Here is a 13,803-nt window from a genome sequence, read left to right on the forward strand (position 1 = left end):
CTCTTCGCTTATATTCGCGAAGAAATTTCACCTGTCAAAACCAAAGCGTCAATAGACGACGACGGAGCGGATGCTTTCGCCGGCGTGCATCAGGTCGAAGCCCTTGTTGATCTCCTCCAGGCTCAGGACATGGGTGATCATCGGGTCGATCTCGATCTTGCCGTTCATGTACCAGTCGACGATCTTCGGCACGTCCGTCCGCCCCTTCGCCCCGCCGAACGCGGTGCCGCGCCAGTTGCGCCCGGTGACCAGCTGGAACGGGCGGGTGGCGATTTCCTTGCCCGCCTCCGCCACGCCGATGATGATGCTGGTGCCCCAGCCACGGTGGCACGCCTCCAGCGCCTGGCGCATGACGTCGGTGTTGCCGGTGCAGTCGAACGTATAGTCCGCCCCGCCATCGGTCAGCGCAACGAGATGCTGGACCAGATCGCCGCCGACATCCTTCGGGTTGACGAAATGGGTCATGCCGAAGCGGCGGCCCCATTCCTCGCGATCCGGGTTGATGTCGACGCCGACGATCATGTTCGCGCCGGCCATCTTCGCACCCTGCAGCACGTTGAGGCCAATGCCGCCGAGGCCGAAGACGATGATGTTGTCGCCCGGCGCGACCTTCGCGGTGTTGACCACCGCGCCGACGCCAGTGGTGACGCCGCAGCCGACATAGCAGCTGGTCTGGAACGGGGCGTCCTCGCGGATCTTCGCGACCGCGATCTCGGGCAGGACGGTGAAGTTCGAGAAGGTCGAGCAGCCCATGTAATGGTAGATCGGCTGGCCCTTGTAGCTGAACCGCGTCGTGCCGTCGGGCATCAGCCCTTTCCCCTGCGTCTGCCGAATCGCGGTGCACAGGTTGGTCTTGCCCGACAGGCACGACTTACACTGGCGACATTCGGGGGTGTAGAGCGGGATGACGTGATCGCCGACCGCGACACTGGTCACGCCTGCGCCGATTTCGCGGACGATGCCGGCGCCTTCATGGCCGAGCACGCTCGGGAAGATGCCTTCGCTGTCGAAGCCGTCCAAGGTGTAGGCGTCGGTGTGGCAGATGCCGGTCGCCATGATCTCGATCAGCACTTCGCCGGCCTTGGGACCTTCGAGGTCGAGTTCGACGATTTCGAGGGGGCGCTTCGCTTCGAATGCGACGGCGGCGCGGGTCTTCATGGGGGCGTCTCCTTTGGGCATGCGGCGTAGCGGGGGCGGGTGGGGGTCGGCAAGGGGGACGCGATCCGCTACCGTCGCGGCCATGGTACCGCGTTCCCTTGTTCCCGTCGTTTCGCTGCTCCTGTCCGCCTGTGCCGGGGGCGACTATCGGCCGGTCAGCGACGCGGCGGTCAAGATCGGTGCGCCGTATCAGGTGCGGGGTGTCAGTTATGCCCCGGCGGCGGACCCGAGCTACGACATGCTGGGGATGGCGAGCTGGTATGGCAGCGAGTCGGGTCGGCGGACGGCCAATGGCGAGCGGTTCCGGCCCAAGGGGGTGAGCGCGGCGCACACCACGCTGCCCTTGCCCAGCTATGTCGAGGTGACTGCGCTCGACACCGGGCGGCGTATCCTGGTGCGAGTCAATGATCGCGGGCCGTTTGCGGGCCGGGGCCGCATCCTCGATCTGTCGCGTGGCGCGGCCGAGGCGCTGGGCGTGCGCGGGGCGGGCGTGGTGCCGGTGCGCGTGCGGGTGGTATCGCCCGACGAACGCGACCGGGCGCGGCTGCGCCGGGGCAAGGCGGCGCGCGAATTACCGCCGGTGGACGCCGCCACGCGGGCCAATTTGCGGGCGCAGCTCAGGGCGAGCGGGCTGTAGCGGCGCGCCAAAGTTCACAAAGTTCACACTAGTGGTGTGTTTGCGCGCGGTGGGCTGGGCCGGCGCCGGGTGGCCAAAGTTCACTAAGTTCACACTCGTGATGATCGTGCGCGCGGCGACCATCGCGGATGGCGGTCGGTGTCGTAACGGAGGTTCGCGAGGTCAAAGAGCGTGCGGACGCGACGGGCCGCGTTGGCGATCGTGGCGATGGGGCCGCGTGTAGGAAAGCGGTTTATCGGGTCGTCGGCTTGGGCTGCGCGCGGATCGCGGACGCAGAAAGGGCGACCCGTTGCGGGGCCGCCCTTTTTGGTTCTGCCAGCGCCATGGGCGAAGCCCATGTCGTCGGTCGGGGCCTTGGCCCCGCCGGCCGCTCGCGCCGAAGTTTGGCCTCGGTCCAGCTTTGCTGGACCTTGGCTCGGCGCGAGATCAGCGCGAGTAAAATTCCACCACCAGGTTCGGTTCCATCTTCACCGGATAGGGCACTTCGTCCAGCGTCGGAACGCGGGTGAAGGTGACCTTGGTGCCTTCGGTGCCGATATATTCGGGCACGTCACGCTCGGCGAGGGTCTGCGCTTCGAGGACCAGCGCCATTTCCTGCGCCTTGGTGCCCAGCGAGATTTCGTCGCCGACATAGCAACGACGCGATGCGATGTTGCACTTCACGCCGTTGACGCGGACGTGGCCGTGGCTGACGAGCTGACGCGCGGCGAACACGGTCGGCGCGAACTTCGCACGGTATACGATCATGTCGAGGCGCTGTTCGAGCAGGCCGATCAGGTTCTGACCGGTGTCGCCCTTCATGCGCGACGCTTCTTCGTAGGTGCGCTTGAACTGCTTTTCGGTGACGTCGCCGTAATAGCCCTTCAGCTTCTGCTTCGCGCGCAGCTGGATGCCGAAGTCCGACATCTTGCCCTTGCGACGCTGACCGTGCTGGCCGGGGCCGTATTCACGCTTGTTCACCGGGCTCTTGGGGCGACCCCAGATATTCTCGCCAAGGCGGCGATCGAGCTTGTACTTGGCGCTGGAGCGCTTCGACATCGTATTTCCAATGCAATCTGGTATGACGTTTGACCGTCCGGGGACGATCGCGGCTCCCGGTCTTCGCCTCCGACTTGTGGTCAGGGCCACCGCTTCACCGGGAATGCGGGGCCGAATTGCGAAGGGGCGCGGTTAGACGCTGGGTTCCGCAGAGTCAAGCTGGACAAGGTGGCCGTCGCGCGCCACACCCCGCGGCCATGACGATCCTGCCCGGCCCCGACTGTACCACCATGACCGAAGTCCGCGCCGGCGTGGACGCGCTGGACCGCGAACTGGTCGCGCTGCTGGCGCGGCGGTTTGCGTATATGGACGCGGCGGCGCGGATCAAGCCGGGGCGGGGCGCGGTGCGTGACGAGGCGCGCAAGGCGGAAGTCATCGCGAATGCACGGGCGGCGGCGGTCGCGATGGGCGTGCCGGAGGATGTGGTTGCCGATTTGTGGGAGCGGCTGGTCGAGGCGTCGATCGGGTATGAGTTGGCGCGGTTCGACGCCACGCGGGGGTGAGCCGACCTCCCTCTTGCTCCTATCCGTTTGCTTCGAACGGAGGTTCGAGCTTGTCGAGAGGGGAGTGGCCCAAACAACGGCGTTCTCGACGGACGCTTCTCGACAAGCTCGAAGCTGCTCGAACCGAACGGATTTCGGGTATTACCGCCGCCGCTTCGCGCCATCCAGTGCCGACAATACGCCGCGCATCGTCCGCACTTCCTGTGACGTCCAGCCCGCTTTCGTGATCAGCGTGCGCAGCGTCCGGCGTGACGTCGCGGCGCGTTCGGGGGGATAGAAGAAGCGCGCGGCCTCCAGCATGTCGTCCAGCTGACCAATCATGCCCTCCAGCTCCTCATGCGGGGCGGGGACGCCCAGATCGACGGTGGGCGGGCTGGCCAGGCCCTCACCCTTCGACCATTCATAGGCGACGAGGATCACCGCCTGCGCGAGATTGAGCGAGCCGAACTCGGGGTTGATCGGCACGGTCAGGATCGTGCGGGCCAGCGCCACGTCGTCGGTTTCGAGGCCCGAGCGTTCGGGGCCGAACAGGATCGCCGAGCGGCCGGGTTCGGCGCGGATCGCCTGTGCGGCGGCTTCGGGGGTGACGACCGGTTTGGTGATGCCGCGCTTGCGCACCGTCGTGGCGTAGACATGGGCGCAGTCGGCGACCGCTTCGGCGACCGTTTCATAGACGGTGGCGTCGCGCAGCACCTGGTCGGCACCGCTGGCCGCCGGGCCGGCTTCGGGGTTGGGCCAGCCGTCGCGCGGGGCGACGAGGCGCATTTCGACGAGGCCGAAGTTCAGCATGGCGCGGGCGGCCTTGCCGATGTTTTGCCCTAGTTGCGGGCGGACGAGGACGATGACGGGCGCGCTGCTATCCCCCCGTTCGGTTCGAGCAGGATCGAGCTGGTCGAGATCCGTCCGCCGAGAGCTGGCTGCCGTCGAAATCGTCGACCAGTCGCCGCGGAACAGCCCTTCCTTCTTCTTGCGCGACCAGTCCTTGACCTGTGCCTCGCGCTCCAGCGCGTCGGTGCGGGTCTGGAAGGTTTCGTGCCACATCAGTTCGACCGGGCGGCGGTCATGGGTGTAGCCTTCGAACGCGCCCGACTGATGCTCGGCGATGCGGCGGTCGAGGTCGTCGGTGTGGCCGGTATAGTAGGTGCCGTCCGAGCATTTGAGGATATAGACGTAGAACATGGCGGGCCTTGGGTTCGCGGGGTCGAGACGGGTTCTCGACGGGCGTATCTCTTGCAAGCTCGATACCGGTCGAACCGGATGGGGGGAAGGGGGTGCCCCAAGTGGCCGGGTTCTCGACGGACGCTTCTCGACAGGCTCGAAGCTGCTCGAACCGAACGGAGAGTGTGGGGGTGAGGGGGCCTCACCCCTTCGCCGCATCCCCCACGGTGCCCGCAAACTCCTCGAAATCCTTCGCCTCGCGGAAGTCCTTATAGACGCTGGCGAAGCGGATGTAGGCGACGGGATCGAGGCCCTGCAGGCCCTCCATCACCAGCTCGCCGATGCGGCCCGAGGGGACTTCGCTGTCGCCGGTGGTTTCCAGCTGGCGCTGGATGCCGGATACGAGGCGTTCGACCTGTGACGGAGTGATCGGCCGCTTGCGACAGGCGGTCGCGACCGAGCGCAGCAGTTTGTCGCGATCGAAGGGCTGGCGGCGGTCGCCCGATTTCACGACAGTCAGGTCGCGCAGCTGGATGCGTTCGAAGGTGGTGAAGCGTGCGCCGCAGCCCGAACATTGCCGGCGGCGGCGGATGGCGGCGCCGTCGTCGCTGGGACGGCTGTCCTTCACCTGACTGTCTTCATGGGCGCAAAAGGGACAGCGCATCGAAATTCCCGTTGGACCCGCCGCCCCGCGATGACGCGGGGCGGCCGGGGTGCCGCATCAGTAGCGCGGCTGCTTCTTCGCCTTGTAGTACGCATAGCCGGCGCCGGCGGCGGCGCCGATCAGCGGGCCGACAAAGGGAACCGGAATCGCGATCACCGCGCCCAGCGCACCCCATTTCGCCATGCTCTTGCCAACCGACTTGTCCTGCATTTCTCGAACTCCTTACAGACCCGGATAGATCGGGAACCGCTCGCACAGCGCCCGAACCCGTGCCTTAACGTCCGCCTCGACCGCAGGGTCCCCGGCTTCGCCCTTGTTGCGCAGGCCGTCGAGCACATCGGCGACCATATGGCCGATTTCGGTGAACTCCGCCTTGCCGAAGCCGCGGGTGGTGCCGGCGGGCGATCCGACGCGGATGCCGCTGGTCTTGACCGGGGGGAGGGGATCGAACGGGATGCCGTTCTTGTTGCAGGTGATCGCCGCACGCTCCAGCGCCTCGTCGGCATCCTTGCCGGTGACGCCCAGCGGGGTGAGGTCGATCAGCGCCAGATGGGTGTCGGTGCCGCCGGCGATGACGTTCGCCCCGCGTTCCTTGAGGGTGGCGGCCAGCGTCTGCGCGTTTTCGACGACGGCGCGGATATAGTCCTTGAATTCGGGGCGCAGCGCTTCGCCGAACGCGACCGCCTTGGCGGCGATGACGTGCATCAGCGGGCCGCCCTGGAGGCCGGGGAACACCGCCGAGTTGATCTTTTTGGCGATGGCTTCGTCGTTGGTCAGCACCATGCCGCCGCGGGGGCCGCGCAACGTCTTGTGCGTGGTGGTGGTGACGACATCGGCATGGCCGAACGGGGTCGGGTGCAGCCCGGCGGCGACGATGCCGGCGAAATGCGCCATGTCGACCATGAACTTCGCGCCCACTTCATCGGCGATCGCGCGAAACTTCGCGAAATCGATATGGCGCGGATAGGCCGAGCCACCGGCGATGATGAGCGTGGGCTTGTGTTCGCGGGCCAGTGCGGCGACCTGATCGTAGTCGATCAGGTGCGTCTCACGGTCGACGCCATACTGCACCGCGTTGAACCACTTGCCCGACATCGCCGCCTTGGCACCATGGGTCAGGTGACCGCCGGCGTCGAGGCTCATGCCCATGATCGTGTCGCCGGGCTTGGTCAGCGCCAGCATCACCGCGCCGTTCGCCTGCGCGCCCGAATGCGGCTGCACGTTGACGAAGCCGCAGCCGAACAGCTGCTTGGCGCGCTCGATCGCGAGGGTCTCGACCTCGTCCGAAGGGTGGCAGCCCTGGTAGTAGCGCTTGCCGGGATAGCCCTCGGCGTACTTGTTGGTGAAGACGCTGCCCTGTGCCTCCAGCACCGCCTTCGACACGATGTTTTCCGATGCGATCAGTTCGATCTGGTAGCGCTCGCGCTCCAGTTCGTGGGCGACCCCCGCGAACACGGCGGGATCGGCATCGGCAAGGGTGGTTTCGAAGAAACCGTCGGGGCGGAACTGGTCGGTCATGGGGCGCGGCTCCCGCTGAGAAAGAGGTCGCGCGCGCTTTACTGCCGACGTCACATAATTGCCACCCGGTGAATCGGGCTTGCCCGATCAGGCAGGCGGTTGGCCGAGCTTGTCGACGCGGCGCTGGTGACGGTCGCCGCCGAACGGGGTCGAGAGGAACGCGGTCAGGCACGCCTTCGCCATTTCGCCGCCGATCAGCCGTGCGCCCATCGCGATGACGTTCGCGTCGTTATGTTCGCGTGCGAGCGACGCCGAGAGCGGTTCGGACACCAGCGCGCAGCGGCATGTCGGCACGCGGTTGACCGCGATCGAGATGCCGATGCCCGATCCGCACAGCGCGACGCCGAAGTCCGCTTCGCCGCTGCCAACCGCTTGCCCGAGCTTGTATCCATAGTCGGGATAATCGACGCTGGTCGCGTCATGCGGGCCCAGATCGGCGACATCATGCCCCTGGTCATGCAACCAAGTGGCGAGTTCTGCCTTGAGCGTCAGGGCGGCGTGGTCGGATGCGAGTGCGATGCGGGCCATGGCGCGCTTCTAGCGGTCGGGACACGGCAAGGCTAGGCTGTGTCGACGAGGTGCAGGAAAGGACGAACGGATGCGTGGAACGATCATCGTCGCGGCTTTGGTACTCAGCGCGTGCGGCGCCAACGAGCGACGCAGCGAAGGGGCCGCGACCCAGGCCGAGATCGAGAACAGCGCCGCGACGCCGTTGCCCGCGCTGATCGCGCCAAGTGCACCCAGTCCGACGCCCACGCCCGCATTGACCCCGACGCCGACCCCCACCCCCAGCGCGACGGCGGCTGCGGCGGCAACGGCCGCGGCAGAGGCGACCCGCTATCTTGGCCGCTGGATCGGGGTCGAGGGCATGTATCTGAACGTGACCCAGGCAGCGACGCCGGGCGCGGTGACGCTGGAGATGCAGTACGACCTCGACAACAAGGGGCAATATACCGGCACCGTCACGCCCGAGGGCATCCGGTTCAAGCGCGGTGCCGACACGCTGCTTCTGCGCCCGAGCAACGGCGATGCCACGGGCCTGAAATGGCTGGCGGGCAAGAAGGATTGCCTGACCGTCGCGTCGGGCGAAGGTTATTGCCGTGACTGATCCGCTGGCCGCCTCGACGCCGGTGCGCGTGCGGCCGCCGGTGGCGGCGCTGCTGCTCGGCTATGCGGGGTTGCTGCCGCCGATGGTCGCCGTCGCGGTGCGGCTGATCGATCCGGCCAAGGGCGGGATGATGCTGGCGCTGTCGCTGCTGTATGCCGCGCTGATCCTCAGCTTCCTGGGCGGCATGTGGTGGGGTGCGGCGGTGGCGCGGGTGAGCGGCGCGGCGCTGACGCTGTGGCTGGCCATCGCGGTCGTGCCGTCGCTGGTCGCGCTGGCGGCGGGGGCGGTGTTGTTCAGCTCGGTCGTGTCGAGCGCGGCGATCGTCGCCGCCGGGCTGCTGGGGTCGCTGCTGGTCGACATGGCGCTGGTCCGGGCCGGGCATGTGCCGCCATGGTGGATGCGGCTGCGCATCCCGCTGTCGGTCGGTCTGGCGGCATTGACGTTGCTGACCGGATTGCTGGCGCAACCGTGATATCGCCGAATATCGGGCGGATGGATAACCGTCTGTTCACCAACAGTTCGTGGCGCTCAAAGTCTATATCGCGTTGAAATGCTTATACCTGCCGGATAATCATGCTGTCATGACAACGACGTTCGAGCAGGCTCGCGCCGCGCTGGCTTTTCTGGAGCAACATCGGCTGGAGCCGAGCGTCGAATTTTACGATTTTGCGCTGGTATATTTGTACCAGTCGGACCCGATCTCATCCGAAGATGTCGATCGCGCGATCGACGAAGATGGCGCGCTGACTACCGCGCGGGCGGCGGATATCGCGGCGGCGCTGCGTGAGCGGCGGTCGGGGCCGGCGGATGCGGCGGTGCTGGCCGTCCGGGTCGCGACGACCGAGCGCGAGCTGGTGGCGCTGCGCGACCAGATCGCGGCACTGCGCGCGCTGGTCCTGTCGCAGATCGGGCCGGGCGACGATGCCGAGCATGACCGGCTGACCCACACGCTCAACCAGACCGGGGCGCAGCGTATCCTCGAACAGATCGGGCAGCAGGACCGCCGGTTCGTGGTGCTGATGTTCAGCATCGACCGGCTGGTCGCGATCAACCGCGATTTCGGCCATTCGGTCGGCGACAATATCCTCAACTCGTTTGCCGCGAAGCTGAAGCGGACCTTTCCCAACGAACAGGCGATCCGGTGGGGCGGTAACGAATTCATCGTCGTCGTCCCCGGACAGACCGCCACCGCCGTGCGCGAACTGGCCGAAGAGGCGCTTACGTTGCTGGAACAGCGCAATTTCCGGCTGCGCGATACCGGCGCCTCGATCGGAAAGGTCACCGCATCGGCGGCGGTGGTGTCGGATCATGTCGGCGATATCGACGCGATCCTGCGCGAGGCGCGCGCAAAGATCGATACAGCGATCGCGGCCGGCGGCAATCGGGTCGAGGTTTAGGGGCGGCGATCCTCCCCGTACCGGGGAGGATGTTGGTCAGGCCGCTTTCTTCAGTTCCAGCCGGCCCCAGATTTCGACCAGTGCGGCGGTCAGCTCGCGCATCATCGCCTCGTCATGCGCCGGGCCGGGGGTGAAGCGCAGCCGTTCGGTGCCGCGCGGCACGGTCGGGTAATTGATCGGTTGGACGTACACGCCGTATTCGCGGAGCAGGATGTCGCTGATCCGCTTGGCCTTTACCGGGTCGCCGACCATCAGCGGCACGATGTGCGTCGTCGTATCCATCACCGGCAGGCCGGCTTGCGTGAACAGCGTCTTCAGCATCGCGGCGGCGGCCTGTTGCCCTTCGCGCTCGGCGGGCGAGGCCTTCAGGTGGCGGACGCTGGCGAGCGCGCCGGCAACCAGCACCGGCGACAGCGAGGTCGTGAAGATGAACCCCGGCGCATAGGAGCGGATGACGTCGATCACGGTGCGGTCGGCGGCGATATAGCCGCCCATGACGCCGAACGCCTTGCCCAGCGTCCCTTCGATGATGGTCAGGCGCGATGCGGCGTCGTCGCGTTCGGAAATGCCGCCGCCACGCGCGCCGTACATGCCGACGGCGTGCACTTCGTCGAGATAGGTCAGCGCGTTATACTTGTCGGCCAGGTCGCAGATCGCGTGGATCGGGGCGACGTCGCCGTCCATCGAATACACGCTTTCGAACGCGATCAGCTTGGGCACCGCCGGGTCCTCGGCCGCCAGCAGCTCTTCGAGATGCGCCAGGTCGTTGTGGCGGAACACCCGCTTTTCGCAGCCCGAATGGCGGATGCCGGCGATCATCGACGCATGGTTCAGTTCGTCGGAAAAGATGATGCAGCCCGGCAGGATGCGCGCGATCGTCGACAGCGTGGCCTCGTTCGAGACATAGCCGCTCGTGAACAGCAGCGCCGCTTCCTTGTCGTGCAGGTCGGCGAGTTCGGTTTCGAGGTCGATGTGGTAGTGGGTGTTGCCGCCGATATTGCGGGTGCCGCCAGAGCCTGCGCCGACATCGTGCAGCGCGCCCTCCATCGCGGCGATGACCGACGGATGCTGGCCCATCGCGAGATAGTCGTTGGAGCACCAGACGGTGATCGGCTTCGGCCCGTTATGCCCGGCGAAGCAGCGCGCATTGGGGAACTGCCCCTTGTTGCGCAGGATGTCGATGAAGACGCGGTAGCGCCCCTCTTCGTGCAGACGGTCGATCGCCTGTGCGAAGACACGGTTGTAATCGACCGAGCGGGCCGGAACTGCGTCGATGCTCATGGGGCGGGGGTGTACCTGTTGGAACGCACGGTTGCCAGCGGATAAAAGCGGTTACGGTGATCGGCCGGGTTGGACATATTGTCCAAGGGGGCGGTGCCGGTCGCGCGGCCTACAGCGCCTCGACCGATGCGAATCCCTGCTGTTCCAGCCCCGCCGCGATGGTGCGTTCGCGTGCCCCCAGCCGGGTGAACACCAGCCGGCCGGGCACCGGAGTCGCGGGGAAGTCCTGTCCCGCGGTCAACGCCACGATACGCCGGGCGATGCCGGGGCCGCCATCGACGAACGCGACCTGTGGGGCAATGGCCCGCATCGCTTCCTCCAGCAGCGGGAAATGGGTGCAGGCATTGACGATCACGTCGATTCGCTCCCCCCCCGGCTGGTCGAACAGTCCGGCCAGTTCGGCGGCGACCGCGGCGGGCGGCGGCGGGATGCCGGCGAGCGCGCTTTCGGCCAGTTCGACCAGCGCCGCCGATCCGTGGCGCAGCACGGTGCAGTCGGCGGCGAAGCGCGCGGCGAGGTCGTCGACATAGGGTTGGCGCACCGTTGCCTGCGTGCCCAGCACGCCGATCACCCGCGTGGCGCTCCGTGCCGCCGCGACCTTGATCGCGGGCACGGTGCCGACCACCGGCACGTCCAGCGCGGCGCGCACCACCGGCAGCGCGATGGTGGAGGCGGTGTTGCACGCGATGACCACCAGGCGCGGGGAAAAGCGTTCGACCAGTCGCCCCAGCAGCGCAGGCACGCGTGCGGCGATCTCCGCCTCGCTCCGGGTACCATAGGGGAAACCGGCCGAGTCGGCGGCATAGACGATCGGCGCGGTCGGCAGCAGCCTGGCGGTCGGGGCGACGACCGACAGGCCGCCCACGCCCGAATCGAAGAACAGGATCGGTTGTGCCGCCGGGTCCATGATGCTCTCGGTCCTCCATCGGCATCGCCCGCCGCGTTGCAAGCCGCCGCCGAACCCCTTACCCTGACCATCACAGACGGCAAGTAACGGGGGCGATCCTGCCGAGCGACATTCTCTGGTTCCCGCCGGTGGCGGCATTGCTGATCGGCTATCTGCTCGGTTCGATCCCGTGGGGCATCTTGCTCACGCGGATCGCCGGGGCAGGCGATCTGCGCGCCATCGGATCGGGCAATATCGGCGCGACCAACGTGCTGCGCACCGGGCGCAAGGGGCTGGCGGCGGCGACGCTGCTGCTCGACCTGCTGAAGGGCGCGGCGGCGGTGTGGGTCGTGGCGGCGCTGTTTCCGGGCGAGGAACTGGTCGCGGGTGCGGCGGCGTTCGTCGGCCATTGTTACCCGCTGTGGCTGCGGTTTCGTGGCGGCAAGGGCGTGGCGACGATGATGGGCGTCGTGGTGGCACTCAGCCCGATCGCGGGCCTCGTCTATGCCATCGTCTGGCTGGGGCTGCTGGGGACGATCCGCATCTCCTCGGTCGCGGGGATGGCGGCGGCGGTGGCCGCGCCGATCGCGGCAGCGGCGCTGGGGCGGCTCGACCTAGCCGTGCTGTTCCTTGGCCTCGCGCTGATCGTGTTGTGGAAGCACCGCGAGAATATCGCGCGACTGATCGCGGGGACCGAGCCGAGGATCGGCCGCAAGCGTGACTGAACCGCAGGCCGCGCGGTTCGCGGCGTTGCGGCTGATCCGGTCGGCCAATATCGGGCCGGTCACGTTTCGCGCGCTGATCGAGCGGTACGGCGATGCGGTGGCGGCGATCGAGGCGCTGCCGACGCTGGCGGCGCGGGGCGGCGGGCGCGCGCCGGTGCTGGCCGACGAAGCCGTGGTGCGGCGCGAGATCGCGACCGTGCGGGGGCTGGGCGGGCGCTATCTGCTGCTCGGCGATCCCGACTATCCGGCCTTGCTGGCGGAAATCGACAGCGCGCCGCCGGCGCTGATCGTGCGCGGCGACCTCGACCTGTTGAAGCGGCCGATGGTGGCAATGGTGGGGGCGCGCAATGCCTCGGCGGCGGCGTGCCGCTTTGCGCGCGGGCTGGCCGAGGAACTGGGCGCGGCGGGCTTTTGCGTGGTGTCGGGGCTGGCGCGGGGGATCGATACGGCGGTGCATCAGGGCGCGATCGGCCACGCCACGATCGGCGTTATCGCCAGCGGGATCGACGTCGTGTTCCCACCGGAAAATGCGGGGCTGCAGGAAGAGGTGGCGACGCGCGGGCTGCTGGTCGCCGAACAGCCGCCGGGGACGCAGCCGCTCGCCCGCCATTTCCCCTCGCGCAACCGGATCATTGCCGGGCTGGCGCTGGGCACGGTGGTCGTGGAGGCCGCACCGCGTTCCGGCTCGCTCATCACCGCGCGACTGGCGGGCGAGGCGGGGCGCGAGGTGATGGCGGTGCCCGGATCGCCGCTCGACCCGCGGGCGCAGGGGTGCAACGCGCTGATCCGCGAAGGCGCGACATTGGTGCAGAACGCGGCCGACGTGGCGGAAATGCTGCGCCCGATCGATGCGCGCGCGGTGCGCTCGCCCGGCGGTGCCTATCGCCCCGAACCGGCGGCGGCGGATGCCAGCGAGGCGGAGCGGGCGCGGATCACGGGGTTGCTGGGGCCGGTGCCGGTGGCGGTCGACGAACTGGTGCGGCAATCGGGATGCGCGACGCCGGTGGTGCAGACGGTGCTGCTCGAACTCGAGCTGGCCGGGCGGCTGGAGCGTCACGCGGGCGGGCGGGTCAGTCTGGGGGGATGATGATCGGGGACGCAGTGGAATTGTTGCGCGGTACGGCGGTCGAGCTTCGGCGCGACCCGGTTGCGGCGGTGGTTGGGCTCGTGCCGCTCATCGCCCTCGGCATGTGGGGTGATCTGGGCGGGGCGGGAATAATGCCCCTTTCCTTCTTCGCCGCATCGATCGCCTCGTTCGTGCTGCACTATGTTTTGACCCGCCGTGCGATGCGGGCGGGCGGCCTGTTGGCGAAGGATGCGTCGGGCGACGTCAGTGGTCTGTTCCTGCTGAACCTCGTGTCCAACCTCGCCACCGCGCTGGGTTTCGTCCTGCTGATCCTGCCGGGCATCTGGTTGTTGGCGCGGTGGCTCGCCGCAGTGCCGATACTGTTTGCCGAAAAGACCACACCGTCCGAGGCGATGGCCGCCAGTGCTGCCCGCACCCGACCCTTGCTGGTGCCGATCATTCTAGCAGTCGTGGCACTCTATGCACCGAGCATCGCCGCCCTTGTCGCTTCGATCGCGTTGCCCGAAGCGGACATCATATCGCCCGGTATGTCGTTCGTGATCAATTTCGCATCGACCATTTCGCAGCTCGCGGGCTGGTACATGGCCATCGCGACCTATCGTGCGGTGCAGCCCGAACCGGTCGAGGCGGTATTTGCCTGATC

General features: G+C 67.6%; 17 protein-coding genes. 8 read left to right on the forward strand and 9 right to left on the reverse strand.

Annotated features, from left to right (window positions below; translation table 11 throughout):
- Positions 1–48 precede the first annotated feature (48 nt).
- Entirely contained in the window at positions 49–1,158 is a 1,110-nt protein-coding gene (locus ASE67_RS06225; RefSeq protein WP_055757932.1) for an S-(hydroxymethyl)glutathione dehydrogenase/class III alcohol dehydrogenase, read from the reverse strand.
- Between the two features lie 82 nt (positions 1,159–1,240).
- Between ASE67_RS06225 and ASE67_RS06230 the strand changes: the two genes are divergently transcribed.
- Positions 1,241–1,795, forward strand: a complete 555-nt coding sequence (locus ASE67_RS06230) for a septal ring lytic transglycosylase RlpA family protein (protein ID WP_055757935.1) — start codon at positions 1,241–1,243, stop codon at positions 1,793–1,795.
- 426 nt (positions 1,796–2,221) lie between these two features.
- Here the strand turns inward: ASE67_RS06230 and rpsD are convergent, their stop codons facing one another.
- Positions 2,222–2,833: a 30S ribosomal protein S4 gene (rpsD, locus tag ASE67_RS06235; RefSeq protein ID WP_055757940.1), complete on the reverse strand. Its 612-nt coding sequence runs from the start codon at positions 2,831–2,833 to the stop codon at positions 2,222–2,224.
- 197 nt (positions 2,834–3,030) lie between these two features.
- Here rpsD and ASE67_RS06240 point away from each other — a divergent pair, with 197 nt between their 5' ends.
- Positions 3,031–3,336 (forward strand): chorismate mutase, encoded by a 306-nt coding sequence (locus ASE67_RS06240; RefSeq protein WP_055757943.1) that lies wholly within the window; start codon positions 3,031–3,033, stop codon positions 3,334–3,336.
- 141 nt (positions 3,337–3,477) lie between these two features.
- On the opposite strand, the gene ASE67_RS06245 is transcribed toward ASE67_RS06240, so the two are convergent.
- The 5 genes from ASE67_RS06245 to rpiB form a co-directional block, all read right to left on the reverse strand.
- Positions 3,478–4,515, reverse strand: coding sequence for a TrmH family RNA methyltransferase (locus ASE67_RS06245; protein WP_082456976.1), 1,038 nt, complete (start codon positions 4,513–4,515; stop codon positions 3,478–3,480).
- Between the two features lie 181 nt (positions 4,516–4,696).
- Positions 4,697–5,158 (reverse strand): transcriptional regulator NrdR, encoded by a 462-nt coding sequence (gene nrdR / locus ASE67_RS06250; protein ID WP_055757946.1) that lies wholly within the window; start codon positions 5,156–5,158, stop codon positions 4,697–4,699.
- A 57-nt stretch (positions 5,159–5,215) separates the two neighbouring features.
- A complete protein-coding gene (locus ASE67_RS18445) occupies positions 5,216–5,368 on the reverse strand; it encodes a hypothetical protein (RefSeq protein WP_200922176.1) in 153 nt (50 codons plus the stop codon).
- 12 nt (positions 5,369–5,380) lie between these two features.
- Entirely contained in the window at positions 5,381–6,676 is a 1,296-nt protein-coding gene (gene glyA, locus ASE67_RS06255) for a serine hydroxymethyltransferase (RefSeq protein ID WP_055757949.1), read from the reverse strand.
- Between the two features lie 87 nt (positions 6,677–6,763).
- Positions 6,764–7,204, reverse strand: coding sequence for a ribose 5-phosphate isomerase B (rpiB, locus tag ASE67_RS06260; RefSeq protein WP_055757952.1), 441 nt, complete (start codon positions 7,202–7,204; stop codon positions 6,764–6,766).
- Between the two features lie 70 nt (positions 7,205–7,274).
- On the opposite strand from rpiB, the gene ASE67_RS06265 reads away from it, so the two are divergent.
- From ASE67_RS06265 to ASE67_RS06275, 3 genes are all read left to right on the forward strand, one after another.
- Positions 7,275–7,784: a hypothetical protein gene (locus ASE67_RS06265; RefSeq protein WP_055757955.1), complete on the forward strand. Its 510-nt coding sequence runs from the start codon at positions 7,275–7,277 to the stop codon at positions 7,782–7,784.
- Positions 7,777–8,256: a DUF3429 domain-containing protein gene (locus tag ASE67_RS06270; protein WP_235511813.1), complete on the forward strand. Its 480-nt coding sequence runs from the start codon at positions 7,777–7,779 to the stop codon at positions 8,254–8,256. Before ASE67_RS06265 ends, ASE67_RS06270 begins: the two co-directional genes overlap by 8 nt.
- Positions 8,257–8,365: 109 nt before the next feature.
- Positions 8,366–9,181: a GGDEF domain-containing protein gene (locus ASE67_RS06275; RefSeq protein WP_055757960.1), complete on the forward strand. Its 816-nt coding sequence runs from the start codon at positions 8,366–8,368 to the stop codon at positions 9,179–9,181.
- 36 nt (positions 9,182–9,217) lie between these two features.
- Here ASE67_RS06275 and hemA read toward each other — a convergent pair whose 3' ends face one another.
- Positions 9,218–10,462, reverse strand: coding sequence for a 5-aminolevulinate synthase (hemA, locus tag ASE67_RS06280; RefSeq protein ID WP_055757963.1), 1,245 nt, complete (start codon positions 10,460–10,462; stop codon positions 9,218–9,220).
- Positions 10,463–10,571: 109 nt separating this feature from the next.
- Complete coding sequence (gene murI / locus ASE67_RS06285; protein WP_055757966.1) at positions 10,572–11,369, reverse strand: glutamate racemase; 798 nt, start codon at positions 11,367–11,369, stop codon at positions 10,572–10,574.
- Positions 11,370–11,506: 137 nt separating this feature from the next.
- On the opposite strand from murI, the gene plsY reads away from it, so the two are divergent.
- Genes plsY through ASE67_RS06300 form a run of 3 tightly spaced genes read left to right on the forward strand, consistent with a single transcriptional unit; the run spans position 11,507 to position 13,801 of the window.
- Positions 11,507–12,073, forward strand: a complete 567-nt coding sequence (plsY, locus tag ASE67_RS06290; protein WP_082457024.1) for a glycerol-3-phosphate 1-O-acyltransferase PlsY — start codon at positions 11,507–11,509, stop codon at positions 12,071–12,073.
- A complete protein-coding gene (gene dprA / locus ASE67_RS06295) occupies positions 12,066–13,160 on the forward strand; it encodes a DNA-processing protein DprA (RefSeq protein ID WP_055757972.1) in 1,095 nt (364 codons plus the stop codon). Before plsY ends, dprA begins: the two co-directional genes overlap by 8 nt.
- Positions 13,160–13,801, forward strand: coding sequence for a hypothetical protein (locus ASE67_RS06300; protein WP_055757975.1), 642 nt, complete (start codon positions 13,160–13,162; stop codon positions 13,799–13,801). The genes dprA and ASE67_RS06300 overlap by 1 nt, the downstream gene beginning before the upstream one ends.
- Positions 13,802–13,803 lie beyond the last annotated feature (2 nt).

The organism is Sphingomonas sp. Leaf23, from assembly GCF_001421585.1.
Classification (GTDB): domain Bacteria; phylum Pseudomonadota; class Alphaproteobacteria; order Sphingomonadales; family Sphingomonadaceae; genus Sphingomonas.

Coding starts and splice junctions, on each gene's coding strand:
- ASE67_RS06240 (WP_055757943.1), top strand. CDS start 3,031: ATGACGATCCTGCCCGGCCCCGACTGTACCACCATGACCGAAGTCCGC.
- ASE67_RS06245 (WP_082456976.1), bottom strand. CDS start 4,515: ATGTTCTACGTCTATATCCTCAAATGCTCGGACGGCACCTACTATACC.
- ASE67_RS06300 (WP_055757975.1), top strand. CDS start 13,160: ATGATCGGGGACGCAGTGGAATTGTTGCGCGGTACGGCGGTCGAGCTT.
- ASE67_RS06265 (WP_055757955.1), top strand. CDS start 7,275: ATGCGTGGAACGATCATCGTCGCGGCTTTGGTACTCAGCGCGTGCGGC.
- ASE67_RS06275 (WP_055757960.1), top strand. CDS start 8,366: ATGACAACGACGTTCGAGCAGGCTCGCGCCGCGCTGGCTTTTCTGGAG.
- ASE67_RS06225 (WP_055757932.1), bottom strand. CDS start 1,158: ATGAAGACCCGCGCCGCCGTCGCATTCGAAGCGAAGCGCCCCCTCGAA.
- hemA (WP_055757963.1), bottom strand. CDS start 10,462: ATGAGCATCGACGCAGTTCCGGCCCGCTCGGTCGATTACAACCGTGTC.
- ASE67_RS18445 (WP_200922176.1), bottom strand. CDS start 5,368: ATGCAGGACAAGTCGGTTGGCAAGAGCATGGCGAAATGGGGTGCGCTG.
- rpiB (WP_055757952.1), bottom strand. CDS start 7,204: ATGGCCCGCATCGCACTCGCATCCGACCACGCCGCCCTGACGCTCAAG.
- glyA (WP_055757949.1), bottom strand. CDS start 6,676: ATGACCGACCAGTTCCGCCCCGACGGTTTCTTCGAAACCACCCTTGCC.
- murI (WP_055757966.1), bottom strand. CDS start 11,369: ATGGACCCGGCGGCACAACCGATCCTGTTCTTCGATTCGGGCGTGGGC.
- ASE67_RS06230 (WP_055757935.1), top strand. CDS start 1,241: ATGGTACCGCGTTCCCTTGTTCCCGTCGTTTCGCTGCTCCTGTCCGCC.
- nrdR (WP_055757946.1), bottom strand. CDS start 5,158: ATGCGCTGTCCCTTTTGCGCCCATGAAGACAGTCAGGTGAAGGACAGC.
- rpsD (WP_055757940.1), bottom strand. CDS start 2,833: ATGTCGAAGCGCTCCAGCGCCAAGTACAAGCTCGATCGCCGCCTTGGC.